The following is a 22,497-nucleotide window of genomic DNA, read 5'->3' as shown; positions in this document are numbered from 1 at the left end:
CGGTAGTTTCGGGTTCAACCTAAAATACGGCCGGGAAACCGCCGATAACATCGCGTCTGGTCCTGTATCGGGAAACATGTAATAGCATCCTACAGGAGTTTTAGAGCCATGAGGGCGTCTGACGCCCTATAGAGACAAGAATTGGAGAGCCCGTGCGCATTCTCGATGAAGCCGTCATTCCCGAGCTGCCGAAATATTACCGTGGCAAAGTGCGCGAGAATTACGACCTGCCAGACGGCAATCGCATTATTATTTCCACCGACCGCCTGAGCGCCTTTGATCGAATCCTCACATGCATCCCTTATAAGGGACAGGTCCTGACGCAGACCGCGCGCTACTGGTTTGACCGGACGATGGACATTTGCCCCAACCATGTTGTCAGCTATCCGGACCCCAATGTCGTCATCGGCAAGAGGCTCGATATCCTGCCGGTCGAGATCGTCGTGCGCGGTTATCTCGCCGGCACGACCGGCACCTCCATCCTTACCCTTTATAAGAAGGGTGAACGACAGATGTACGGCATGAGCCTCCCTGACGGGATGAAGGACAATCAGATTTTGCCACAGCCGGTCATCACACCAACGAGCAAGGCTTTTGACGGCGGCCATGACGAGCCGCTCACGCCGACCGAGATCGTGGAGAAGAAACTCCTGACCCAAGAGCAATGGGACAAGCTGTCCCGCTACGCGCTGGCCCTCTTCAAACGTGGACAGGAGATTGCCGCAAAGCAGGGTCTCATTCTCGTCGACACGAAATATGAATTCGGCACGGATGAAAACGGCAACATCATCCTGGCTGACGAAATCCATACGCCGGACAGCAGCCGCTACTGGATGGCCGACAGCTACGACGAGAGCTTTCGGGGTGGCACCCGCCCGGCAAGCTTCGACAAGGACTTCGTCAGAGCCTGGGTCGCCGAGCGCTGCGATCCCTATAAGGACGACATTCCCGAAATCCCGCAGGATCTCGTCCTCCAGACCTCCAGGGTCTACATTGATGCTTACGAGCGCATCACCGGGCAGAGCTTCGTTCCCGATGACAGCGGTGAAACGCCGCTTGCAAGAGTACGTCGGAACCTGGAGCCGTTTTTCCCCGGAGTCTGACCGTGACCAAGATGATCGAACACGCGAGCAAGGCAGACAGGAAGAATGACCGTCCTGTCAAACGCCGGCCTCGCCGTTCCGCCGAGGAGACCCGGCGGGACATTTTAGCAAAAGCGGAAGAGCTTTTCCGCGAGCGTGGCTTCAACGCCGTGGCGATTGCCGATATTGCCGCAGCGCTCAGCATGTCTCCTGCCAATGTCTTCAAGAATTTCAGCTCGAAGAACGCCCTCGTCGACGCGCTTGGTTTCGAACAGATCGGCGTTTTCGAACGGCAGATCTGTCCGCTCGACAAAAGTCACCCGCCGCTGGAGAGGCTGCGCCATCTCGCGCACAACCTGATGGAACAGCACCATCAGGATCTCAATAAAAATCCCTACGTCTTCGAGATGATCCTGATGACCGCCAAGCAGGATATGAAATGCGGCGATTATTATAAAACCGTCATCGTGAAACTGCTGGCCGAAATCATAGAGGATGGCGTTGAGGCTGGAACCTACGCAGCAACCGACGCTCTTTCTCTTGGCGAAACCGTGCTGCATGCGTTGACCAGCGTCATCCATCCCGTCCTCATCGCCCGGGAAGATATCGGCAATTTAGCAACACGTTGTGATCAACTCGTCGATCTGATCGATGCGGGATTACGCAATCCACTTGCTAAGTGACGATTCCCAATTTACGTCACCTTCTCGCAATTGCTTGCGAAGCGCATTAGCCTGCGCTTCTATGCGCTTGGCGGTTCGGACGAAATGAGCGAATCGGGTCCCTGTTAAGGCCTTCGCCTGTCACGTCGGTCCTCGGACGCGCATCCGCCGAGCGACATTGCGCTTATAGTTGAATGCGATCAGGACGCAGGGAAGAACGATGAGCCGACGTATTTTACCCCTATTTGCTTCTCTGTGTGTCACCGCGCTTCTGGCCGCATGCAGCGATGGCGGAGAAAGCAATCAGGCACCCGGCCAGGGTGCCGCGCGTCCGCCGTCTCCCGTCAGCGTCATCGTGATGAAGAACAGCGAATATCCGCTGACCACGGTGCTGCCAGGCCGCGCCAGCGCGTTCCAGACCGCGGAGATCCGCCCGCGCGTCACTGGCATCATCCGCGAAATCCCTTTCAAGGAGGGCAGCGAGGTCAAGCAGGGCGACGTTCTCTACCAGATCGAGGACAATACCTATCTGGCGGAAGTGGCGCAGGCCAAGGCCAATGTGGCAAAGGCCGAGGCAAGCATTCCGAGCGCCGAGGCAAATCTTGCCCGCTATGAGCGGCTGGTCAACAGCGGCGCAACGCAGATCGAATACGAAAATGCCAAGGTAACGCTGCTGCAGGCACAGGCTGATGTGGCCCAGACGAAGGCGGCGCTGGAAACGGCGGAGATCAATCTCGATCTCACCAAGGTCCGCGCACCTTTCGACGGCATTACCAGCGCTACCGCCTTCAGTATCGGCAACGTGGTGACCGCAAACCAGACGACGGCGCTGACCACGCTACGCCGCATCGATCCGATCTACATCGACCTGATGGAGTCCAGCATCAACCTGCTGCGTCTGAAAAAGGCGATCTCGTCCGGTCAGCTTGGTGGCGACACGAAGGAGACAGGCATTCATCTGACTCTAGAAGACGGCACCGAATACAAACACGACGGCAAGATCGACATGTCGGACATGGCGGTGAGCGAAACGACGGGCACCTTCTCCATCCGCGCCCTGTTCGAAAACCCTGACGATCTTCTGCTGCCCGGCACCTATGTTCGCGCCACACTGACGATCGGTAAGGAAAAAGGCTTCCGCATTCCGCAGCGCGCGGCGAGCCGCAACGCCAATGGTGACCTGACCGCAAAGTTCGTATCGGCGGAAAACAAGGTGGAGACCCGCACCTTCCCGTCCAGCCAGCAGTCTGGCAACGCCTGGCTGGTGACGGAAAATGTCAAGGATGGCGACAAGCTCATCGTTGATGGCTTCCAGTGGATTGCCGATGGCGCGACCGTGGCACCGGTCGAAGTAACCATCGACGATCGCGGTATCGTCGTTCTGCCGCAGCAAGCTCCGCCTGCCGCCGCCCCAACGAAATAAGCATGAGCAGCAAACCCTCGGTCGAAGCTCGCACAAGGTAAGGCAGGACTGCCATGGCCCATTTCTTCATCCGGCGCCCCGTTTTTGCATGGGTTATTGCCATCGTCATCATGCTGGGCGGTGCCCTTGCGATCTGGACCCTGTCCATTTCGCAATATCCGGACATCGCGCCGACGACGGTTCGTGTCAGCGCCACCTATAACGGCGCCAGTGCCGAAACCGTCGAAAAATCGGTGACGACCATCATCGAGGACGGCATGACCGGTCTCGATGACCTCACCTATATGACCTCGTCATCCTCGACGGGCAGCGCCGAAGTGACGCTGACCTTCGGCAACAGCATCCTGCCTGACATTGCGCAGGTTCAGGTACAGAACAAGCTCCAGCTCGTTCAGTCGCAGCTGCCCGATACCGTGCAGCAGCGCGGCATCCAGGTCAGCCGCTCGACATCGAGCATCCTCATGGTCGGCGCGCTCATTTCCACCGATGGCAAGCGCAACTCGGCCGACCTTGGCGACGTCTTCTCCTCCCGCGTCGAAGACCAGATCAAGCGTCTCGAAGGTGTCGGCAGCATCAACGTGTTCGGTTCGGAATATGCCATGCGTATCTGGCTGGACCCGTTCAAGCTCAACAAGTACCAGCTGACCACGGCCGACGTCACCGGCGCCATCGAAAGCCAGAACACCCAGGTTTCCGTCGGCTCTCTCGGCGCTGTGCCCGCGGTCAAGGGTCAGCAGCTGAATGTTACGGTCACGGCACAGAGCCAGCTCACCACCGTTGCTGACTTCGAAAAGGTCATTCTGAAAGTCGAGAAAGACGGTGCGACCGTTCGCCTGAGTGACGTCGCGCGTATTGAGATCGGCCAGGAAACCTATGGCGGCGATTCCCGTTCTAATGGCCGTCCCTCGGCCGGCTTTGCGGTCAACCTCGCGACAGGCGCAAATGCGCTCGACACCGCGGCCCGCGTCAAAGCGGCTTTGACCAATGTCGAAGGTTCCCTGCCCGAGGGCGTCTCGATCGAGTATCCCTACGACACGACCCCCTTCGTCAAGCTGTCTATCGAAAAGGTGGTCCACACACTGATCGAAGCGATCATCCTCGTCTTCGTCGTGTTGCTGGTCTTCCTCCAGAACCTCAGGGCCACCTTCATCCCGATGATCGCCGTGCCGGTCGTGCTCCTCGGTACCTTCGGTGTTCTGGCACTCACCGGATATTCCATCAACACGCTGACCATGTTTGCCATGGTTCTGGCCATCGGCCTCCTCGTCGACGACGCTATCGTTGTCGTTGAAAACGTCGAGCGCATCATGTCGGAAGAGGGTCTGTCACCGGTCGAGGCGACCGAGAAGTCGATGGGCGAAATCACTGGTGCAATCATCGGCATCGCACTCGTCCTGACCGCCGTCTTCATTCCGATGGCTTTCTTTGGCGGGTCGACGGGCATCATCTACCGCCAGTTCTCGATCACCATCGTGTCGGCGATGCTGCTTTCGGCCGTTGTCGCCATCGTGCTGACGCCGGCGCTGTGCGCCACCATGCTGAAGCCGATCGACCACCACAAGAAGCAGCGCGGGCCGGGTGCGTGGTTCAATCGCGGCTTCGGCAGGACGACGGATGGCTATGTCTCCACCATCGGCTATCTCCTGAAACGCCCGTTGCGCGTCATGATCATCTTTGCGGTCGTCATCGGTGGCTGCGTCTGGTTTTTCAGCAAGCTGCCAAGCTCGTTCCTGCCACAGGAAGACCAGGGTGTGCTCCTGACCATCATCCAGACCCCGACGGGTTCGAACATCGAACGCACCAATGAGGTGGTAAAACAGGTCGAGAGCTACTTCCGCGAAAAAGAAGCTGCCAATGTCGAATCGGTGTTTGGCGTGCTTGGCTTCAGCTTCAGCGGTTCCGGCCAAAACAACGCCATCGTCTTCACCAAGCTCAAGGATTTCGAGGAACGCACGGCGCCGGCGCAACATGCCGGAGCCATCGTTCAACGCGCCATGGGCACCTTCTTCGGTTTCCGCGATGCGCAGGTCTTCCCGCTTCTGCCGCCGGCCATTCAGGGCATGGGCACGTCGAGCGGTTTCTCGATGTATCTGGTGGATAGCGGCCGAAACGGCACCGATGCCCTGACGGCCTCATCGAAAGAACTGATCGCGCTTGCCACAGGCAATCCGAAGATCAGCTCGCTCAGAAGCGACAGCCAGGACAACGAAACCCAGATGAAGATCGTTCTCGATCAGGAGAAAATGGGGGCCATGGGGGTCGACCTGTCCTCCGTGAACCTCATGCTGTCGACGATCTTTGCGGGGCGCGATGTCAATGACTTCACGCTTAATGGCGAGTTGAAGCCCGTCTATGTCCAGGGTGACGCCCCCTATCGCATGCAGCCCGACGATCTGAAGTTCTGGTATGCCCGCAACACCAATGGCGAGATGGTGCCTTTCTCTTCCTTTAGCGAAGTCAAATGGATCAATGCCCCGCCATCGCTGGCGCGTTTCAACGGCACGGGGGCGATCTCGCTGGAGGGCACTGCCGGAGCGGGCGTCGCCTCGGGCGACGCAATGGACGAAATGGAGCGTCTGACGGCGAGCCTGCCGGGTGGTTACACGGTGGCCTGGCAGGGCATCTCCTATCAGGAACGCCTCTCGGGTTCGCAGGCGCCGATGCTCTACGCGCTGTCGGTGCTGATCGTCTTCCTGTGCCTTGCGGCCCTCTATGAAAGCTGGTCGATCCCGTTCTCGGTCATCATGGCCGTTCCGGTGGGTGTTCTCGGTGCTTTGACGGCGGCGCATTTCTTCGGTCAATCGAACGACGTCTACTTCAAAGTCGGCCTTCTGACCACGATCGGGCTTGCGGCAAAGAACGCGATTCTGATCGTCGAATTCGCCAAGGAGAGGCAGGAGCACGGACTGAGCCTGATGGAAGCGACTCTGGAGGCGGCGAAGCTGCGCCTGCGCCCGATCATCATGACCTCGCTCGCCTTCATCCTCGGTGTCGTGCCTCTCGCCATCGCAACCGGAGCGGGTTCTGCTGCGCAAAATGCAATCGGCATTGGCGTCCTGGGTGGTATGCTTTCTGCAACACTGCTCGGAATTTTCTTCGTTCCGTCCTTTTTCGTCATCATTCGCCGCCTTTCAAGGCGTTAACAAAACAAAAATGGGCTGTGCCAACCGTTAATACGCTGCTAGAAATATCGCCGATTTGGCAAGTGCACGTTTCTACGGCATATCGACCGCGCAGCCCATTTGTCAGCCACGCTCGGTAAGCCAACCTAAGAATTGGGAAAATTACATGCTGTCTATTCGCGCTATCGCTCCCCTGACAATGCTGCTGCTTGCAGGCTGTGTCGTCGGGCCCGACCAAAAGACACCGGAAATCCAGTTGCCGGGCAAGTTCGCGGAAGGCGGCAAGACCAGCAACGGTGACATCAGCAGCGTCGCGTGGTGGACCGCATTCAACGACAGCCGCCTTAATGGCTATGTCGCGACCGGCCTTCAACAGAACCTGACCGTGATGCAGGCTATCGAGCGCATCAATCAGGCGCAGGCAAATGTCATCATCGCCGGCGCCGGTGCGCTTCCGAGCCTGAATGCACAGGGGCAGCATACGACCAGCCAGACATCTGGCAGCCTGCGCGATGTGCCGGTGACGAACACCTCTTCCGGCGGCCTCAGCGTTTCCTGGCTGCTCGATCTTTTCGGCCGCTACCAGCGTGCCCGGGAAAGCGCCAGCGCAGATCTTGATGCCGCATACTCGACCGTTGATGTTCAGCGTCTGACGCTGATCTCTGCGGTGGCGTCAGCCTATATTGACGTTCGTTATTATCAGGAGCGACTGGCGATTGCCCGCCAGAACCTCGGTTCGCGTCGCGAGACGCTGGATCTGACGAAGCTACAGCTTGAAGCTGGTGCTGCCTCCCGTCTCGACGTGGTACAGTCCGAGGGTCTCGTCAATTCGACCCTGTCTGAAATTCCGGGACTGGAAACCAATTTCCGCAAGGCCGCCCATCGCATCGCAACCCTGCTCGGCATGCCGGCATCGTCGCTCATTACGGAATTGCAGAAGGGCGCACGTCAACCGGTTGCCCGCAGCATCCCGCGCACAGGCATCCCCGCTGACCTCATCCGTAACCGACCGGATATTCGCGTTGCCGAGCGCAATCTTGCCGCTGCGGTCGCTGCCATCGGTGTAGCTGAAGCGCAGCTTTATCCAAGCATCGAACTCAGCGGCTCGATCACGCCGAGCTATAGCTTCATCAGTGGTGGCAGCCGCGGCTCGGCCAACAGCTGGTCCTTTGGCCCGTCGCTGGTTCTGCCCATTCTGGATGGTGGTCGCCTGCGCGCCAATGTCGACATTGCGAACTCGCAGGCACGCGAACAATACCTTGCCTGGAAGGCGACGGTTCTGAACGCGGTCGAAGAGGTTGAAAACGCTCTTGCCGCCGTCAACCGCGACCAGCGCACCGCAGACGCTCTTCGCAGGACCGTGGCTTCCTATCGTGAAGCACTTCAGCTTTCGACGGCAAGCTACCGCGATGGCGCTTCGTCCCTGCTCGACGTTCTGGACGCGCAGCGCCAGGTTTCCACTGCGCAGGCGAGCCTTGCTCAGGCCGTACAGCAGACGGCTCAGGATTATGTCGCCCTCAGCATCGCGCTCGGTGGCGGTTATGCTGTCGGCCAGACGACGGCTCCCAACAGGGGCGGACCTACCATTGCCGCTGCCGCCGTCGCCAAGGGCATGTGACAGCATCCAAAATGACAAACAAAAAGCCCGCGTCTCGACGCGGGCTTTTTTATTGCGGACATTAAAAGCACCCGTCATCAGGTGCTTTTTATCTCATCAGCCGTAAGGCTCAGTTCTTGGCGCGCTCGACGTAGGAATTATCTTCCGTCGCGATGACCACGCGGATGCCGGCATCGATATGCGGCGGTACCATGGTGCGAATGCCGTTGGAAAGAATTGCCGGCTTGTAGGACGACGAAGCCGTTTGGCCCTTCACAACCGGCTCGGTTTCCATGATCTCGAGCGTGACGTGACGCGGCAGTTCGACCGCCAGCGGATTGCCTTCGTGGATCGAGAGAACACAGGTCATGCCTTCCTGCAGATAAGCCTTCTGGTCGCCCATCGTCTCGGCATCGACCACGACCTGGTCGTAGTTTTCGGGGTTCATGAAGTGGAAGCCTTCGCCGTCTTCATACAGGAACTGGAAGTTCAGGTCCTCAACGAAGGCGCGCTCGACCTGTTCGGTGGTGCGCCAGCGCTCGGAGACCTTCACGCCGTCGACGATGCGGCGCATATCTACCTGGGTGACCGGCGTGCCCTTGCCGGGGTGAAAGTTCTGCGCGGTGAGAACGACGTAAAGCTTGCCGTCGACGTCCAGAACATTGCCCTTGCGGACGGATGAGGCGATAACCTTGACCATATGACTTCCTTGTAACTCGATGAAATGCGTCGTAAAGGACTGCACGGCAGCACCTGCCCCGGCAGACGTTTTGTCTGTTTTCTGGGGCGCAACTACCTTAAATCCGCACGAATTGCCAGCCTTCTACAGCAATTCGCGGAAGAGTGCCTAGCGGTTTTCCGCCCGGGCCTGCTTTAAATGACCCGATCAGGCGCTTTGCGGGCCATATCCTGACGATCGAGCGCCCGCATGGAAGACGGAAAAGAACTGAGAATGCGCGAAAGCAACGGAACAATGTCGCCATGGTGGACGCCCGACGTCCATGCCGATCGCCGCGCGTTTCTGCTTGGTCGCAATCGTATCCAGTCGGCCTTCCGAAACTATTTTACTGACGCGGATTTCCTGGAGGTCGATACCGCGACATTGCAGATGTCGCCCGGCAACGAGGCGCATCTGCATGCTTTCGCCACGCGAGCCCTGACTCCGGCCGGCGACGCCGTGCCGCTTTATCTCCACACCTCGCCGGAGTTCGCCTGCAAGAAGTTGCTTGCAGCCGGCGAAAAACGCATTTCCTGCTTCGCCCATGTCTACCGAAATCGAGAACGAGGTCCCCTCCACCACCCGGAATTCACCATGCTGGAATGGTATCGTGTGGGCGAAACCTATGAGAGCCTGATGAGGGACAGCGCCAATCTTCTGGCATTGGCAGCGGAAACCGCAGGCACGAAGACGTTCACCTATCGCGGTCGCAGCGTCGACCCCTTTCTCGAACCGGAGCGGATAAGCGTCGCCGAAGCCTTTCTGCGCTATGCGGGCGTCGATCTTCTGGCCACCATCGACCAAAACGGCGAGACCGACAGCCGCCAGCTTGCCGCGCGTTTGACCGATGCCGGCATTCGCGTGGCTGAGGACGATACCTGGGCCGATATGTTCAGCCGCGTCATTGTCGAGCGGATCGAGCCCGAACTGGGTTTCGGCAGGGCGACGATCCTCGACGAATATCCTACCTGTGAAGCGGCCCTCGCCCGCAGGTCGCCGAAAGACGGCCGCGTCGCGGAACGTTTCGAGCTTTACGCCTGCGGTGTTGAACTGGCCAACGCATTCGGCGAATTGACCGACGCCAACGAGCAGAGACGGCGTTTCGACATGGAGATGGCGGAGAAACAGCGGGTTTACGGCGAAACCTATCCGCTGGACGATGATTTTCTGGCGGCACTCGCAATCATGCCGCCCGCAAGCGGCATCGCACTCGGCTTCGATCGGCTTGTCATGCTGGCAACCGGCGCGCCCCGCATCGATCTCGTCATGTGGGCACCCGTTGCGGATTATGGCCGATGAAGCATTCGGAAGCCATCAAGACACCGGAGGCGTTGCTCGAAGCCGGACTGATCAAGACCGGAGCGCTTGATGATCTGCGCGCTGTGACAGAGCGTTACGCGCTTGCGATAACACCAACAATAGCAGCGCTGGTAGATGACAGCGATCCTGACGATCCGATAGCCCGGCAATTCGTTCCCGACGTTGCGGAACTCGTTCACCTTCCCGAAGAATGCGACGACCCGATTGGCGATCACGCGCATAGCCCGGTCCACGGCATCGTCCACCGCTATCCCGACCGCGTCCTGCTGAAGGCGGTGCATGTCTGCCCGGTCTATTGCCGTTTCTGCTTCCGCCGTGAAATGGTTGGGCCGCAGGGCAATGGCATGATGAGCCCGGAGGAACTCGACGCCGCATTCGGCTACATAAGCGCGAACCCTTCCATCTGGGAGGTCATCCTGACAGGTGGCGATCCACTCGTTCTTTCCGCACGGCGTTTGTCGGAGCTGATGAAGCGCCTCAAAGACATCCCACACGTTAAAATTGTGCGCTTCCACACGCGCGTTCCAGTGGTTGACCCCGGTCGAATCGACGTGACATTGATCGATGCGCTGAAAGCCAGCGGCAAGACGACCTACGTCGCGCTGCACGCCAACCACGCCCGTGAGCTGAGCGAGGCGGCGCGACAAGCCTCGGCACGGCTGATCGACGCCGGTATCGCCATGGTGAGCCAGACGGTGCTGTTAAAAGGCGTCAACGACGATCCCGCCGTTCTCGCTGACCTGATGCGCGCCTTCGTCGAGGCACGGATCAAGCCCTATTATCTTCATCATCCCGATCTCGCACCGGGCACCAGCCATTTCCGGCTGACGATCGAGGAAGGCCAGCGAATCGTTTCCGCTTTGCGCGGCCATGTCTCCGGTCTGTGTCAGCCGACCTATGTTCTTGACATCCCCGGTGGTCACGGCAAGGCAGCAATTGGCCGAAATGCGGCAGCGAAGACTCGCGATGGCTGTTATGCCGTTTCAGACTTCAACGGCAACGATCATATTTACCCGCCACGAACGACAGACATCGATTAAAAAATGACATAGCGGCCCTGCGCCGCAAGGCTTTTGAGGGTTCAGGCATGTGGAAACAAAAATTTCACATTTCCGCCCCTGTCCTGTCATCATAAAGAAAAATATTCTACCTATAACAATCAGCATTGATTTTAACGCTGGTCTGGATTATCAGTGTGGAACTGGAGAACGAGTCTCCTGATTCTAGGCCAACACCAATACAGGGAGTGTGTCATGTCAAAACATAGTGCCATTAACGCAATCCTTGGTCTTGAGTCCTGGAATGCTGGATTTAAATCCACGTGTTCCCGCTGCTGTCGAATGTGACCTGACGGTCACAATTTTCAGAAAATCTGTTCGACAACATGCTGTGTGAAGTAGCCACAGCGGGAGTATACCTATGCAAAAGCAAGTTATTGAATTCGCTGGCGAACCCGTCGGCATCGTCATACCCGACAACGACCGGCTGAAGTTCATCGCGGTGAAGTTCCACGTTCACGACCTGGACGAACAGAAGTTCGACAGTGCCGACGACGTGCGGATCGCCATCCGTGATCTCGTGCGTAACCGGAACCTGGCCGCAGTTGCCTGATGCGGCTTGCGTTCCAGCTTCTCATCGAAACGCAGAACACAGAGTGCGCCCGATATTGAAGCCGCATGACCGGCCGATGGCGCACTCTTTTATTGCATGAGATTATAGCTGCGCCGCCTGTGGCGCGCATATCCTCGGATGGCTTCACCCGAAAGCCTTACAGAATTATCCCTTGAGCCACTGATGGCGCTTGCGCCTTAAAACGCCGTGAAAGTCAGCGTTGTCAGGGACCGCACGATCCCCGGAATATTGACGATGTTCTGGTTGATGAACTTGCCTATATCCTCTTCCTGCGGCAGGTAGATTTTCAGCAGCAGATCATACTCGCCGCTCGTCGAGTAAAGTTCCGAAACCAGTTCGGTCTTATAAATGGCATCGGCGACATCGTAGGTCTTGCCGGGTTCGCATTGAAGCTGAACAAAAATGGGCTTCACGGATATCTCCCGTATTGGAACGTGCAGTGTGTGGCGCCGTCCGCCACCTGTCATGGGGCACTATTGGCTCAGCCGCGCGCCTCTTGCAAGACCGACACCGGTTGACGGCGAAAACTCTTCAGCTGCCGCTACTGCCGATTGCCGCCTGGGAAACGATCCAGTCTCGAAAACTGTCGAGCGGCGGATAGCCTGCACGATCAGGCATGCAGGCGAGATAATAGGCTTCTTCGCTCTCCACTTGCCCGGCAACTGCCGCGACGAGGCGACCGCTCTCGATTTCTTCCTCAATCATGAAAGAGGGAATGAGAGACGCCCCGACGCCGGCGCTCGCCGCTTCCGCTATCGTCGTGAATTGATCGAACAACATGCCATGCACATTGTCAAAATCCACATCGTGGCTGCGAAACCATTGCTCCCAGGCATCGGGGCGGGTCGTCATGTGCAAAAGCGGCACATGCAGGAGATTTTCCGGGCGCGTAAGCCCGTGACGTTCCTTAAACGCCGGGCTGCACACCGGAATAACTTTTTCATGCATCAGGAAAATCAGCTCTGTACCCGGCCAGTGCGGCAGCCCGAAGTGGATCGCCGCATCGACGGTGTCAGTTCGGAGATCGAAGAGTGACGCCCGCGTCAGCAGATTGACCGAAACCCCGGGATGCCGGGCGATGAAATCGGGAAGCCGCGGCACGAGCCAGCGGGTTCCGAAACTCGGGAGGACGCCGAGATTGAGCGTGCCGCCATCCGGATTGGCGCGCAGGTTGAGCGAGGCCGTCGATATGCGCCGCAACGCCTCGCGGATGTCGCGCGCATATCCCTCTCCCGCCCGTGTCAGCCGGATCGTCTGACGCTCGCGCAGGAACAGCGCGACGCCGAGCTGCTCTTCCAGGGCGAGGATCTGTCGGCTCACGGCACCCTGCGTCAGGCCGAGTTCTCTCGCCGCTGCAGTGACGCTGCCGGTGCGCGAAGCGGCCTCGAAGGCGGCGAGCAGCGAAAGCGACGGCAGAAAACGGCGGGGTGGCAGCACCATATTCCCTCGCGGAATGAACTCTTGACGATATGTCGATATTCAACAGACGCCGCGGCTTGTAAAGTCTCATTAACAAGGGCTTGTCACCCATACGGAAACCAAATGAACTTGCCCGCACCATGGTGGAACGATGTATAACGACCCCCGCTCCCACGGTCTCTGGGAAAAGACCGCGCCGCAACCGCCCGTAACACCCGCCTTGCAAGGCGAATCCGTTGCCGATGTCGTCGTCGTCGGTGGTGGTTTCACCGGACAATCCGCCGCCCTTCATCTGGCCGAAAAAGGTGTCGACGTCGTTCTCCTGGAAGCAAAAGAGATCGGGTTCGGGGGCGCCGGGCGCAATGTCGGGCTCATCAATGGTGGCATGTGGGTCATGCCCAAAGAATTGCCCGGCGTGCTGGGTTCAACCTTTGGCGAACGTCTTCTCGGCCTGCTGGGCAATGCGCCGCTTCTTGTCCGAGAACTGGTGGAAAGACACGACATCGCCTGCGAAATCGAGAAGAACGGTACGCTTCATTGCGCTGTCGGCGAAAGGGGACTTGCTGAAATCCACGAGCGCTGTGCGCAGTGGGCCGCGAGGGGCGCGCCGGTGCGTGTTCTAGATGCCGAGGAGACAGCGAGACGAATCGGCAGCACCGCGTATTCCGGCGCCCTCCTCGACACGCGGGCAGGCACGATCCAGCCGCTCGCCTATGTTCGGGGCCTTGCCGCAGCTGCCCGGAAGAAAGGTGCGCGTCTGCATACCGATAGCCCGGTGATCGCCACCGAGCGCAGCCATGGAAAATGGCTGGTCAAAACCGAGCAAGGCTCGGTAACTGCCAACTGGATCGTTGTTGCCACGGAAGCCTACAGCACCGGTCCATGGCGGATCGTCCGCGATGAGCAGACCTACCTTCCCTATTTCAATTTCGCCACCAGACCGCTTGGCGACAACCTGCGAAAGAGTATCTTGCCGGGGTGTGAGGGTTGCTGGGACACGAAGGAAATTCTCTCCTCCTTCCGGATGGACAAAGCCGGCCGGTTGGTCTTCGGCAGTGTCGGCGCCCTGCGCGGCACCGGCGCCGCCATTCATCGTGCCTGGGCAAAACGATCGCTGAAGCGGCTTTTCCCGCAGCTTGGAGACACGGAATTCGAATATGAATGGTATGGCAAGATCGGCATGACCGACAACGCCGTGCCGCGCTTCCACATTTTCGCGGACAATGTCATCGGATTCTCCGGCTACAATGGCCGCGGCATCGCGCCCGGCACGGCATTTGGCAAGGTGCTCGCGCAACATATTCTCGGTGAGATCAGCGAAGCCGAAATGCCCCTGCCGTTGACAGAGCCGAAAGCACAGGCCTTGCGGGCGGTGAAGGAAGCCTATTACGAAGCCGGCGCGCAGATCGCTCATTTCGCCGGCGAGCGTTTTTGATCCTTAACAGGGTCGACCATTTGCGGGGCAAGGGATTCTTCAACAGCTAGTGGTTCGCCCGAACCTCTGCGATCGTCACGCCCATTTTACGCGATATATCCATGAAAATATAATGCTTGCCCTTTCGCCATATCGATATATTCATACGAATATCACGTATCGGGGACACGCATCATGAGACCTTCGCGCCGCAGCTTTTTCAAAACCATTGCCGTAGCTACGTCCTTCTCCATCGCAGCGTCCTTTGTGAGCGCTCCAGCTTATGCCGCCGAAAAAGTGACCGTGTTTGCCGCGGCGAGCATGAAAAACGCACTCGACGCCATCAACGCGGAATGGGCGAAGGACAGCGGCAACGAGGTCATCGTCTCCTATGCCGCGAGCTCCGCGCTCGCCAAGCAGATCGAGCAGGGGGCGCCGGCCGACATCTTCATTTCCGCCGACCTTGCCTGGATGGACTATGTTGCCGAAAAGAAGCTGATCAACGCTGACAGCCGCTCCAACCTTCTCGGCAACCGCATCGTTCTCGTCGCCCCGGCAGACAAGGCAAAGCCAGTTGAAATCAAGCAGGGCTTCGATCTTGCCGCTCTGGTTGGCGACGGCCGTCTAGCCATGGGCGCAGTCGATTCCGTACCGGCGGGCAAATACGGCAAGGCCGCTCTGGAAAAACTCGGGGTCTGGTCCTCGATCGAACAAAAGGTCGCCGGTGCGGAAAGCGTGCGTGCCGCGCTGCTGCTCGTCTCCCGCGGCGAAGCCCCCTATGGCATCGTCTACCAGACCGATGCCGCCGCCGATCCGGGTGTGAAGATCGTCGGCGCCTTCCCGGAAGACAGCCATCCGCCGATCATCTACCCGGTCGCCATTCTATCGGAAGCCAAGTCCCCGGCAGCAAAAGCCTATCTTGATTTCCTGAAGTCGGCCAAGGCAACGCCCTTCTTCGAAAAGCAAGGCTTTACCGTTTTGAAATAAACTGCCTTTCGTGAGCCCAGCATATTGGCCGCGAGAGATGACGATTGCAGGATATGGCATTGCATTGGTGGACACTCAGCCCTGAAGAATGGACGGCGATCCGGCTCAGCCTGTGGGTCTCCTCCATCGCCATGCTTGCCAGCCTGCCTTTCGGTATTGCGGTCGCCGTGGCGTTGGCGCGCGGCCGCTTCTGGGGAAAGTCACTGCTGAACGGCATCGTTCACCTGCCACTCATCCTGCCGCCCGTCGTCACAGGTTATCTTCTGCTCGTCCTGTTCGGCCGCAGGGGCGCGATCGGGCAATTTCTCGACAGCTGGTTCGGTCTCGTCTTTTCGTTTCGCTGGACGGGAGCAGCGCTCGCCTGCGCAGTCATGGCTTTTCCGCTGATGGTGCGCTCCATCCGCCTCTCCGTCGAAGCGGTGGACCGCAAACTGGAGGAGGCAGCGGAAACCTTGGGCGCAAGTCCGCTCTGGGTCTTCCTCACGGTTACGCTTCCCCTCACATTGCCCGGCATCATCGCCGGCATGATTCTCGCTTTCGCAAAGGCGATGGGCGAATTCGGCGCGACCATCACCTTCGTTTCCAACATCCCAGGTGAAACGCAGACGCTCTCAGCCGCCATCTATACCTTCACCCAGGTTCCGGGCGGAGACGCCGGCGCATTGCGGCTGACCGTCGTCTCCGTCGTGATTTCCATGCTCGCCCTGCTCGTCTCGGAGTTTCTGGCGCGCATCATCGGCAAACGGGTGAGCATGGAATGACCCTTTCAGTCACCACCCGCCATCGCCTCGGGTCATTCGAGCTCAATGCGTCCTTCACCTCAGAAGGCGGCGTTACCGCCCTGTTCGGTCGGTCCGGTTCTGGCAAGACGTCGATGATCCGCATCGTCGCTGGCCTTCTGCGGCCGGACGAAGGTGAAGTCACGTTGGATGGGGAGGTTTTTGCCAACAGCAAAAAGCGGCTGTTTCTGCCGGCCCATAGACGCCGGTTCGGCTATGTTTTTCAAGAGCCGCGGCTCTTTCCCCATCTCAGCGTTGCGCAAAATCTGCAGTACGGCAAATGGTTCACCGAAGACAAATCCAAGGTGGCGCAGGAAGGTCCTGTCGTCGACATGCTCGGCATTGGCCATCTGTTGCATCGACGTCCGGACAAACTCTCGGGCGGTGAAAAACAGCGTATCGCTATCGGCCGCGCCCTGCTTTCCTCTCCAAGGCTGCTGCTGATGGACGAACCGCTTGCCTCTCTGGACGAGCAGCGGAAGGCCGAGATTATTCCCTATCTCGAACGGCTGCGCGACGAGACAAAAATCCCCATCATCTATGTCAGCCATTCCATTCAGGAGGTCGCCCGCCTTGCAGACCGCATCATCGTGATGAAAGACGGCAAGGTGGAAGCGCAGGGCATAGCGGCAGACGTGCTGGCGAGACCGGATTTCAGCACCCACCTCGAAAGGCGCGAGGCAGGCAGCATTCTCTCCGGGCAGATTGAGAGCTTCGACGAGCGGCATGAACTCGCCGCCGTACGGTTAAAGACCATGCTGCTTCATGTTCCGGCAAAAAAGGGAATGTCCGGCAGCCCCGCGCGGGTTTTGATACCGGCACGCGATGTGATGCTGGCAACCGTCAAACCCGGGGGGCTTAGCGCCCTCAACATTCTCGAAGGCCACGTCGCGACGGTCTCTCTCAGCGAAGACGGCATGATGACGGTTCAGGTGGATTGCGGCGGCGATCTCATACAGTCGCGCATCACAGCCCTCTCCCATGAGCGGCTGCAACTGGAACCGGGAAAACCGGTGCATTTGATCATAAAGTCGGCGGCTCTCAATCCCTATTGACGGCCGCATCGGGATTGCGGTTTTTCTCCAGCCAGTCAATATCCGCGCGCAACGCGTCGGCGATCCGCTTTTCCATGCCACGATACCGATCTAGCAACTCGGTTCCGAAAGCCGTCAGCGACGCGCCGCCACCCTGTTTTCCACCGCGTTGTGATTCGATGACCGGCTGCGCGAACATACGGTTGAGCGCATCCACCAACAACCATGCGCGACGATAGGACATATCCATTGCCCGCCCGGCGGCGGAAATGGACCCGGTTTCGGCAATGAGCGCCATCAACTCGATTTTGCCATGCCCGAGACGGTCCCCGGGTGGAAAGTCGATACGGAAAACGGGTTTCAGGGGGGAGCGGGCTTCACTCATCGGTCGACCTCAACCCATGAAGATCACGATAGGCTTTTTGCGCCCCCTCCACCGGCAGGGCTGTTGCCTCATAGACGCCGCGCGCCACTGCCCTCGCCATGGTGAGGGTGGCGAGGTGGCAAAGCTCGGCGAAATGAATGCCGCCTTCGAGCGGTTTTTCCCCGGTCGCCGCTGCAAACATGGTGTCGCCGTCACTCGGCAGATGGGCGGGAAGCACGGCGCGGGCCAGCCCGTCATGCGCCGTGATGGAAAGGCGATGCGCCTGCGCTTTCGTGAGTGCGGCATCCGTCACGACCGCGCCGATGGTCGTTGCCGTGAGGTTGACGCCCTTCAGGCGCAAGCCGGTATCGTCCGGTTCAAAGCTTTGCGGAAACCCGCTTCCGCCAAACTCGCCAGACACTTCAAACGGCGCCGACCAGAAGTGGCGGCTCGCGCCAAGGGTTGCCGAGCCAAGCGCGTTGACGGCGACAATAGCTGCCACTTTATAACCGCTGGAACTGATAGCACTTGCCGAGCCGAGCCCTCCCTTGAAGGTCGCGGTCGTCGCCCCGGTTCCGGCGCCGGCCGTCCCGAGTTCGAAAGGCGCCGCACGCGCCGCCTTGAAAGCTGCATATCCCATCTCGCGATAGGGCGAATGCAATCCCCAATTTTTGTCACCGCCGTTCAGCAGATCCATGAGGATCGCCTGTGGCGCGATGGGTACGCGGGTAGAACCCACCTGAAGTCCGCGGCCGATCTCCCGCAGCCCGGCCTGAACACCGCCTGCCGCATCCAACCCAAAGGCCGAGCCGCCCGACAGCACGAAGGCATCCACCGTTTCCACCGTCATCGCCGGATCGAGCAGGCCGATATCACGCCCGCCCGGCGCGCCGCCCAAAACAGAACCCGAGGCAATGACCGGCTTTTCGAAAACAATCGCCGTCACCCCGGAGCCAAGGGAAAGATCGGTGACATTGCCGACCGAAACGCCTGAAATATCCGTCAGAAGATTGGTGAGTAGCGTCATGCCGTTTCCCTTTTCTCCCGGTATCTCGCCACCATCTGACGCTGTCAACGCCAAACGCCACGTGCCTGATGTCGACCCGAACGATAATCAGGAAAAAACCGCTGTCCCAATAACCGGTGTCGAAGGAACGGCCATATCCCGTGGCTCCAGCGGAGTGGCGAGGTATGCCTGATGGCCGGCCTCAATTGCGCGGGCGAAAGCCTTGGCCATGCCGACCGGGTCTCCTGCGCCCGCCACCGCCGTGTTCAAGAGAACGGCATCGTAGCCAAGCTCCATGACAGTGACGGCGTGAGACGGCCGACCAATGCCGGCATCGACAATCAGAGGCACATCAGGAAAACGCGCCCGCATCGACTTCAGCGCCATCAGATTGAGCGGCCCCATGGCGCTGCCGATTGGCGCGCACCAGGGCATCAGCACCTGGCATCCCGCCTCCAGCAGCTTTTCCGCCACGACCAGGTCATCGGTCGTATAAGGAAACACCTCGAACCCTTCATCACAGAGGATTTTCGCGGCTTCGACAAGCGCAAAGACATCAGGCTGCAGCGTGTCGTGATGACCGATGACCTCCAGCTTGATCCAGTTGGTACGAAAAACCTCGCGCGCCATCTTTGCCGTCAGCACCGCTTCCTTGGCGGTGTGGCACCCGGCGGTGTTGGGCAGGATATGGCGGTCCAATTCGCGAATCAGCTCGAAAAACTGGCCGCCCTTCTTAGCCCCCGCCATTTCCCGGCGCAGCGAAATCGTCAGAATATCCGTATCGCTCGCCCGCACCGCATCCGCGAGCACGGCGGGCGATGGATAGCGCGCCGTGCCGAGGAGAAGGCGGGAAGATACCTCGCGGCCATAAAGCGTCAGCATGGTCTCAACCTCCCTGCATCGGCGAGAGGATTTCGACACGGTCGAAAGCTCTCAGCACGTAGCTGGCGCGTTCTTCCGAATGCACCAGATCGCCATTGACCGCCGTTGCCAGCCACTCGCCTTCGTAATCGAGGCGGGCAAGCAGACCAGCCAGCGTTTCAGCGGCGATATCAAGCTCGTCGCCGTTGACCAGAAGTTTCATGATCCCGTTCCTTATGAGATAGATTTTAGCAAATAATCCGCGCGACCTGCCGCGCCATCGCGGGCGAGAGCAGAAAACCGTGTCGGTGCGCGCCGTTTATGCAGATGGTCCGACCATCCTCCGTGACTTTGGGAAGATTGTCGGGATAGGCGGGACGCACGCCCGTGCCGGTCTCGATGATGCCCGCTTCCGCAAAGGCCGGATGCACGGCATAGGCGGCATTGAGACATTCCATCATCGAGCGGGCCGAAATGGCGCCCGCATCCTCCGTCTCGATCATCGTCGCACCCACCATGAAACGCCCCGGCTCGCGCGGCACGATGTAAAGCGGAATGCGCGGATGCAGCAGGCGGACGGGACGGGAAAGCGAAACCTCCGACGTGGCGAGGTAGAGCATCTCTCCCCGCACGCCGCGAAGGCTGGGAATTTCTCCCACTGCCGCAGATCCGGTGCAATCCACCACTCGGTCGAACCGCTGTTCATCCACCGAAACGCCCATATGAAACAGCACCCCCATTCCGCAAAGCTGCTCGTAGAGTGACTGCAGTGCAAGGCGCGGATCGAGATGCCCCTCATCCGCAAAGTAGAGCCCTGATCGGAAGCGACCGGCAAGATCGGGCTCCAGATCGGCGATTTCGGCCTCATTCACCGAGCGATAGCCGCTCGTCCTGGATGCGAAACGAGAAAGCTCCGCTTTGTCACGAGCGGGCGCGATGACCAGCGTTCCGTTGCGAACCACCAGACCGGGTGTCGCGTCATCCCACCAGCCAAGCGAGGCCTTGCCCAGCGTCAGAACCCGTTCTTCCGCGCTTTCGCGCTCACACCAGGGCGCCAGCATGCCGCCCGCATAAAACGACGCCCCGCGAAAAGGCGCGGCAGCGCGCTCAGACACCGCGACAACAACGCCCCTCCGCGCCAGTTCGAAGGCCGCCGTCAAACCGGCGACCCCCGTTCCCTTGACGAGAACACGCATTTACTCGGCGCTCGCGGGAGTCGGAAGCGGCATGTAAAGCTCGCCGCCTTCCTTGAAACGTGCGGCCATGGCCTCCAGCCCCTCCTTCTGCGCCTCAGCGCGGATATCGTGGGAAATCCGCATCGAGCAGAATTTCGGTCCGCACATGGAGCAGAAATGCGCGACCTTATGCGCTTCCTTCGGCAAGGTCTCATCATGGAAGGACCGCGCCGTATCGGGATCGAGCGACAGGTTGAACTGATCCTCCCAGCGGAACTCAAACCTTGCGCGCGACAGCGCGTCGTCCCGCACCTGTGCGGCGGGATGGCCCTTGGCGAGATCGGCGGCGTGGGCGGCGATCTTATAGGTGATGACACCGACCTTCACGTCGTTACGATCGGGCAGGCCAAGATGTTCCTTCGGCGTAACATAGCAGAGCATCGCGGTACCGAACCAGCCGATCATCGCCGCGCCGATGCCGGATGTGATGTGATCGTAACCCGGCGCAATGTCCGTGGTCAGCGGTCCCAGCGTATAGAAGGGCGCCTCACCGCAGGTCTTCAGCTGTTTGTCCATATTCTCCTTGATCTTGTGCATCGGTACATGGCCGGGGCCTTCGATCATCACCTGGCAATCCTTGGCCCAGGCGACCTGCGTCAACTCGCCCAGCGTTTCCAGCTCGGCGAACTGCGCAGCGTCATTGGCGTCGGCGATCGAGCCGGGACGCAGGCCATCGCCCAGTGAGAAGGAGACATCGTAAGCCCGGCAGATGTCGCAAATCTCCTCGAAATGCTCATAGAGGAAGCTTTCCTTGTGGTGATGCAGACACCACTTGGCCATGATAGAGCCGCCGCGCGAAACGATGCCGGTGACACGGTTAACGGTCAGCGGAATGTAGTGCAGCCGCACGCCGGCATGGATGGTGAAGTAATCCACGCCCTGCTCCGCCTGCTCGATCAGCGTATCGCGGAACACCTCCCAGGTGAGATCCTCGGCAATGCCGTTGACCTTCTCCAGCGCCTGATAAAGCGGCACGGTTCCGATCGGCACCGGCGAATTGCGGATGATCCATTCGCGGATATTGTGAATGTTGCGGCCAGTCGACAGGTCCATGACGGTATCCGCACCCCAGCGGATTGCCCACACCATCTTCTCAACCTCTTCCGCCATGGAGGAGGTGACGGCGGAATTGCCGATATTGGCGTTGATCTTGACGAGAAAATTGCGGCCGATGATCATCGGCTCAAGTTCCGGGTGATTGATGTTGGCAGGGATAATGGCACGGCCGGCCGCCACTTCCTGACGCACGAATTCCGCCGTGACATAATCAGGAATATGCGCGCCGAAACTCTCGCCGTCACGAGCGAGCTTCTCCTTCGCTGCCTCACGCCCGAGATTTTCGCGAATGGCGATGAATTCCATTTCCGGCGTGATAATGCCGGCCCTGGCATAGGCAAGTTGCGTCACCGCCTTGCCCTCGGTCGCTCTCAGCGGCCGATGACGCACGGCAAATTCAGGCGTCAGGCGCTCGCCAGTAGCAAAACCGTTGTCCTCCGGCTTGACGTGCCTTCCCTCATAAGCCTCGACATCGCCGCGGGCGACGATCCACTCGTGACGCAGACGCGGCAGACCCTTTTCGATCAGGACAGGATGGGAGGGATCGGTATAGGGACCCGAGGAATCATAGACAGTGACCGGCGGTTCGCCGGCCGTCGGGTGCGCGGCGATTTCGCGCATCGGCACGCGGATTTGCGGATGCAAAATGCCCGGCTTGTGGATTTTCGTGGAAGCGGCATGCGGCCCGGTTGTGACGGAGAGAGGGATGGTCTTGGCAGCGATATTCATCTTGAGGCTCCAAAGTTTGACAGTGGAGACCCAGTTCGAGCCGGAATGATGGAAAAT

21 protein-coding genes are annotated in these 22,497 nt (G+C 59.3%); 12 read left to right on the top strand and 9 right to left on the bottom strand.

Annotated features, from left to right (window positions below; genetic code table 11):
• Positions 1–152: 152 nt before the first annotated feature.
• The 5 genes from ACUTJJ_RS02920 to ACUTJJ_RS02900 all read left to right on the top strand — a co-directional run bounded on the left by ACUTJJ_RS02920 (position 153) and on the right by ACUTJJ_RS02900 (position 7,907).
• On the top strand, positions 153–1,103 hold the full coding sequence (locus tag ACUTJJ_RS02920; RefSeq protein ID WP_445541234.1) for a phosphoribosylaminoimidazolesuccinocarboxamide synthase: 951 nt from the start codon (positions 153–155) through the stop codon (positions 1,101–1,103).
• An 11-nt stretch (positions 1,104–1,114) separates the two neighbouring features.
• Complete coding sequence (locus tag ACUTJJ_RS02915; protein ID WP_063948484.1) at positions 1,115–1,765, top strand: TetR family transcriptional regulator; 651 nt, start codon at positions 1,115–1,117, stop codon at positions 1,763–1,765.
• A gap of 199 nt (positions 1,766–1,964) precedes the next feature.
• Complete coding sequence (locus ACUTJJ_RS02910) at positions 1,965–3,167, top strand: efflux RND transporter periplasmic adaptor subunit (RefSeq protein ID WP_296071306.1); 1,203 nt, start codon at positions 1,965–1,967, stop codon at positions 3,165–3,167.
• 53 nt (positions 3,168–3,220) lie between these two features.
• Positions 3,221–6,310 (top strand): efflux RND transporter permease subunit, encoded by a 3,090-nt coding sequence (locus ACUTJJ_RS02905; protein WP_445541233.1) that lies wholly within the window; start codon positions 3,221–3,223, stop codon positions 6,308–6,310.
• A 145-nt stretch (positions 6,311–6,455) separates the two neighbouring features.
• Positions 6,456–7,907 (top strand): efflux transporter outer membrane subunit, encoded by a 1,452-nt coding sequence (locus ACUTJJ_RS02900; RefSeq protein WP_144579215.1) that lies wholly within the window; start codon positions 6,456–6,458, stop codon positions 7,905–7,907.
• 109 nt (positions 7,908–8,016) lie between these two features.
• Here ACUTJJ_RS02900 and efp read toward each other — a convergent pair whose 3' ends face one another.
• Complete coding sequence (efp, locus tag ACUTJJ_RS02895; RefSeq protein WP_063948464.1) at positions 8,017–8,586, bottom strand: elongation factor P; 570 nt, start codon at positions 8,584–8,586, stop codon at positions 8,017–8,019.
• Positions 8,587–8,838: 252 nt separating this feature from the next.
• On the opposite strand from efp, the gene epmA reads away from it, so the two are divergent.
• The 3 genes from epmA (at position 8,839) to ACUTJJ_RS02880 (ending at position 11,535) form a co-directional block, all read left to right on the top strand.
• The gene (epmA, locus tag ACUTJJ_RS02890) at positions 8,839–9,903 is read left to right on the top strand and encodes an EF-P lysine aminoacylase EpmA (protein ID WP_445541235.1); all 1,065 of its coding nucleotides are present in this window, start codon (positions 8,839–8,841) and stop codon (positions 9,901–9,903) included.
• Complete coding sequence (locus ACUTJJ_RS02885) at positions 9,900–10,964, top strand: lysine-2,3-aminomutase-like protein (protein WP_445541232.1); 1,065 nt, start codon at positions 9,900–9,902, stop codon at positions 10,962–10,964. Before epmA ends, ACUTJJ_RS02885 begins: the two co-directional genes overlap by 4 nt.
• 379 nt (positions 10,965–11,343) lie before the next feature.
• Complete coding sequence (locus ACUTJJ_RS02880) at positions 11,344–11,535, top strand: hypothetical protein (protein WP_003492264.1); 192 nt, start codon at positions 11,344–11,346, stop codon at positions 11,533–11,535.
• A 197-nt stretch (positions 11,536–11,732) separates the two neighbouring features.
• Here the strand turns inward: ACUTJJ_RS02880 and ACUTJJ_RS02875 are convergent, their stop codons facing one another.
• Both ACUTJJ_RS02875 and ACUTJJ_RS02870 read right to left on the bottom strand, forming a co-directional pair.
• Positions 11,733–11,969 (bottom strand): Lrp/AsnC ligand binding domain-containing protein, encoded by a 237-nt coding sequence (locus ACUTJJ_RS02875; protein ID WP_003521320.1) that lies wholly within the window; start codon positions 11,967–11,969, stop codon positions 11,733–11,735.
• A 118-nt stretch (positions 11,970–12,087) separates the two neighbouring features.
• Positions 12,088–12,996, bottom strand: coding sequence for a LysR family transcriptional regulator (locus tag ACUTJJ_RS02870; RefSeq protein WP_445541231.1), 909 nt, complete (start codon positions 12,994–12,996; stop codon positions 12,088–12,090).
• A 130-nt stretch (positions 12,997–13,126) separates the two neighbouring features.
• Here ACUTJJ_RS02870 and ACUTJJ_RS02865 point away from each other — a divergent pair, with 130 nt between their 5' ends.
• From ACUTJJ_RS02865 to modC, 4 genes are all read left to right on the top strand, one after another.
• Positions 13,127–14,410 (top strand): NAD(P)/FAD-dependent oxidoreductase, encoded by a 1,284-nt coding sequence (locus ACUTJJ_RS02865; RefSeq protein WP_445541230.1) that lies wholly within the window; start codon positions 13,127–13,129, stop codon positions 14,408–14,410.
• A gap of 174 nt (positions 14,411–14,584) precedes the next feature.
• Positions 14,585–15,376 (top strand): molybdate ABC transporter substrate-binding protein, encoded by a 792-nt coding sequence (modA, locus tag ACUTJJ_RS02860; RefSeq protein ID WP_445541229.1) that lies wholly within the window; start codon positions 14,585–14,587, stop codon positions 15,374–15,376.
• Positions 15,377–15,429: 53 nt separating this feature from the next.
• Positions 15,430–16,137 carry a molybdate ABC transporter permease subunit gene (gene modB, locus ACUTJJ_RS02855; RefSeq protein WP_445541228.1) on the top strand — a complete coding sequence of 236 codons (708 nt, stop codon included), beginning with the start codon at positions 15,430–15,432 and terminating at the stop codon, positions 16,135–16,137.
• A complete protein-coding gene (gene modC / locus ACUTJJ_RS02850; protein WP_445541227.1) occupies positions 16,134–17,210 on the top strand; it encodes a molybdenum ABC transporter ATP-binding protein in 1,077 nt (358 codons plus the stop codon). The genes modB and modC overlap by 4 nt, the downstream gene beginning before the upstream one ends.
• Here the strand turns inward: modC and ACUTJJ_RS02845 are convergent.
• The 6 genes from ACUTJJ_RS02845 to thiC all read right to left on the bottom strand — a co-directional run bounded on the left by ACUTJJ_RS02845 (position 17,197) and on the right by thiC (position 22,440).
• Positions 17,197–17,574, bottom strand: coding sequence for a winged helix-turn-helix domain-containing protein (locus ACUTJJ_RS02845; protein ID WP_144579221.1), 378 nt, complete (start codon positions 17,572–17,574; stop codon positions 17,197–17,199). The two genes, modC and ACUTJJ_RS02845, sit on opposite strands and share 14 nt — an antisense overlap.
• Positions 17,567–18,580 (bottom strand): P1 family peptidase, encoded by a 1,014-nt coding sequence (locus ACUTJJ_RS02840; RefSeq protein WP_445541226.1) that lies wholly within the window; start codon positions 18,578–18,580, stop codon positions 17,567–17,569. Before ACUTJJ_RS02840 ends, ACUTJJ_RS02845 begins: the two co-directional genes overlap by 8 nt.
• Before the next feature lie 87 nt (positions 18,581–18,667).
• Positions 18,668–19,441 (bottom strand): thiazole synthase, encoded by a 774-nt coding sequence (locus tag ACUTJJ_RS02835; protein WP_404496048.1) that lies wholly within the window; start codon positions 19,439–19,441, stop codon positions 18,668–18,670.
• A gap of 4 nt (positions 19,442–19,445) precedes the next feature.
• Positions 19,446–19,643, bottom strand: coding sequence for a sulfur carrier protein ThiS (thiS, locus tag ACUTJJ_RS02830; RefSeq protein ID WP_144579224.1), 198 nt, complete (start codon positions 19,641–19,643; stop codon positions 19,446–19,448).
• A gap of 25 nt (positions 19,644–19,668) precedes the next feature.
• Entirely contained in the window at positions 19,669–20,616 is a 948-nt protein-coding gene (gene thiO / locus ACUTJJ_RS02825) for a glycine oxidase ThiO (protein ID WP_445541225.1), read from the bottom strand.
• Positions 20,617–22,440 carry a phosphomethylpyrimidine synthase ThiC gene (thiC, locus tag ACUTJJ_RS02820; protein ID WP_445541224.1) on the bottom strand — a complete coding sequence of 608 codons (1,824 nt, stop codon included), beginning with the start codon at positions 22,438–22,440 and terminating at the stop codon, positions 20,617–20,619.
• Positions 22,441–22,497 lie beyond the last annotated feature (57 nt).

This window comes from Agrobacterium sp. DKPNP3 (assembly GCF_052686535.1).
The sequence above is the reverse complement of the archived record's forward strand: the minus strand, read 5'-3'. Positions and strand labels throughout refer to the sequence as shown.

Bases quoted from the DNA above. Each gene is read 5' to 3' on its own strand.
- ACUTJJ_RS02915 (WP_063948484.1), top strand. From the start codon at position 1,115: ATGATCGAACACGCGAGCAAGGCAGACAGGAAGAATGACCGTCCTGTC.
- ACUTJJ_RS02910 (WP_296071306.1), top strand. From the start codon at position 1,965: ATGAGCCGACGTATTTTACCCCTATTTGCTTCTCTGTGTGTCACCGCG.
- ACUTJJ_RS02905 (WP_445541233.1), top strand. From the start codon at position 3,221: ATGGCCCATTTCTTCATCCGGCGCCCCGTTTTTGCATGGGTTATTGCC.
- ACUTJJ_RS02900 (WP_144579215.1), top strand. From the start codon at position 6,456: ATGCTGTCTATTCGCGCTATCGCTCCCCTGACAATGCTGCTGCTTGCA.
- efp (WP_063948464.1), bottom strand. From the start codon at position 8,586: ATGGTCAAGGTTATCGCCTCATCCGTCCGCAAGGGCAATGTTCTGGAC.
- epmA (WP_445541235.1), top strand. From the start codon at position 8,839: ATGCGCGAAAGCAACGGAACAATGTCGCCATGGTGGACGCCCGACGTC.
- ACUTJJ_RS02885 (WP_445541232.1), top strand. From the start codon at position 9,900: ATGAAGCATTCGGAAGCCATCAAGACACCGGAGGCGTTGCTCGAAGCC.
- ACUTJJ_RS02880 (WP_003492264.1), top strand. From the start codon at position 11,344: ATGCAAAAGCAAGTTATTGAATTCGCTGGCGAACCCGTCGGCATCGTC.
- ACUTJJ_RS02870 (WP_445541231.1), bottom strand. From the start codon at position 12,996: ATGGTGCTGCCACCCCGCCGTTTTCTGCCGTCGCTTTCGCTGCTCGCC.
- ACUTJJ_RS02865 (WP_445541230.1), top strand. From the start codon at position 13,127: ATGTATAACGACCCCCGCTCCCACGGTCTCTGGGAAAAGACCGCGCCG.
- modA (WP_445541229.1), top strand. From the start codon at position 14,585: ATGAGACCTTCGCGCCGCAGCTTTTTCAAAACCATTGCCGTAGCTACG.
- modB (WP_445541228.1), top strand. From the start codon at position 15,430: ATGGCATTGCATTGGTGGACACTCAGCCCTGAAGAATGGACGGCGATC.
- modC (WP_445541227.1), top strand. From the start codon at position 16,134: ATGACCCTTTCAGTCACCACCCGCCATCGCCTCGGGTCATTCGAGCTC.
- ACUTJJ_RS02845 (WP_144579221.1), bottom strand. From the start codon at position 17,574: ATGAGTGAAGCCCGCTCCCCCCTGAAACCCGTTTTCCGTATCGACTTT.
- ACUTJJ_RS02840 (WP_445541226.1), bottom strand. From the start codon at position 18,580: ATGACGCTACTCACCAATCTTCTGACGGATATTTCAGGCGTTTCGGTC.
- ACUTJJ_RS02835 (WP_404496048.1), bottom strand. From the start codon at position 19,441: ATGCTGACGCTTTATGGCCGCGAGGTATCTTCCCGCCTTCTCCTCGGC.
- thiS (WP_144579224.1), bottom strand. From the start codon at position 19,643: ATGAAACTTCTGGTCAACGGCGACGAGCTTGATATCGCCGCTGAAACG.
- thiO (WP_445541225.1), bottom strand. From the start codon at position 20,616: ATGCGTGTTCTCGTCAAGGGAACGGGGGTCGCCGGTTTGACGGCGGCC.
- thiC (WP_445541224.1), bottom strand. From the start codon at position 22,440: ATGAATATCGCTGCCAAGACCATCCCTCTCTCCGTCACAACCGGGCCG.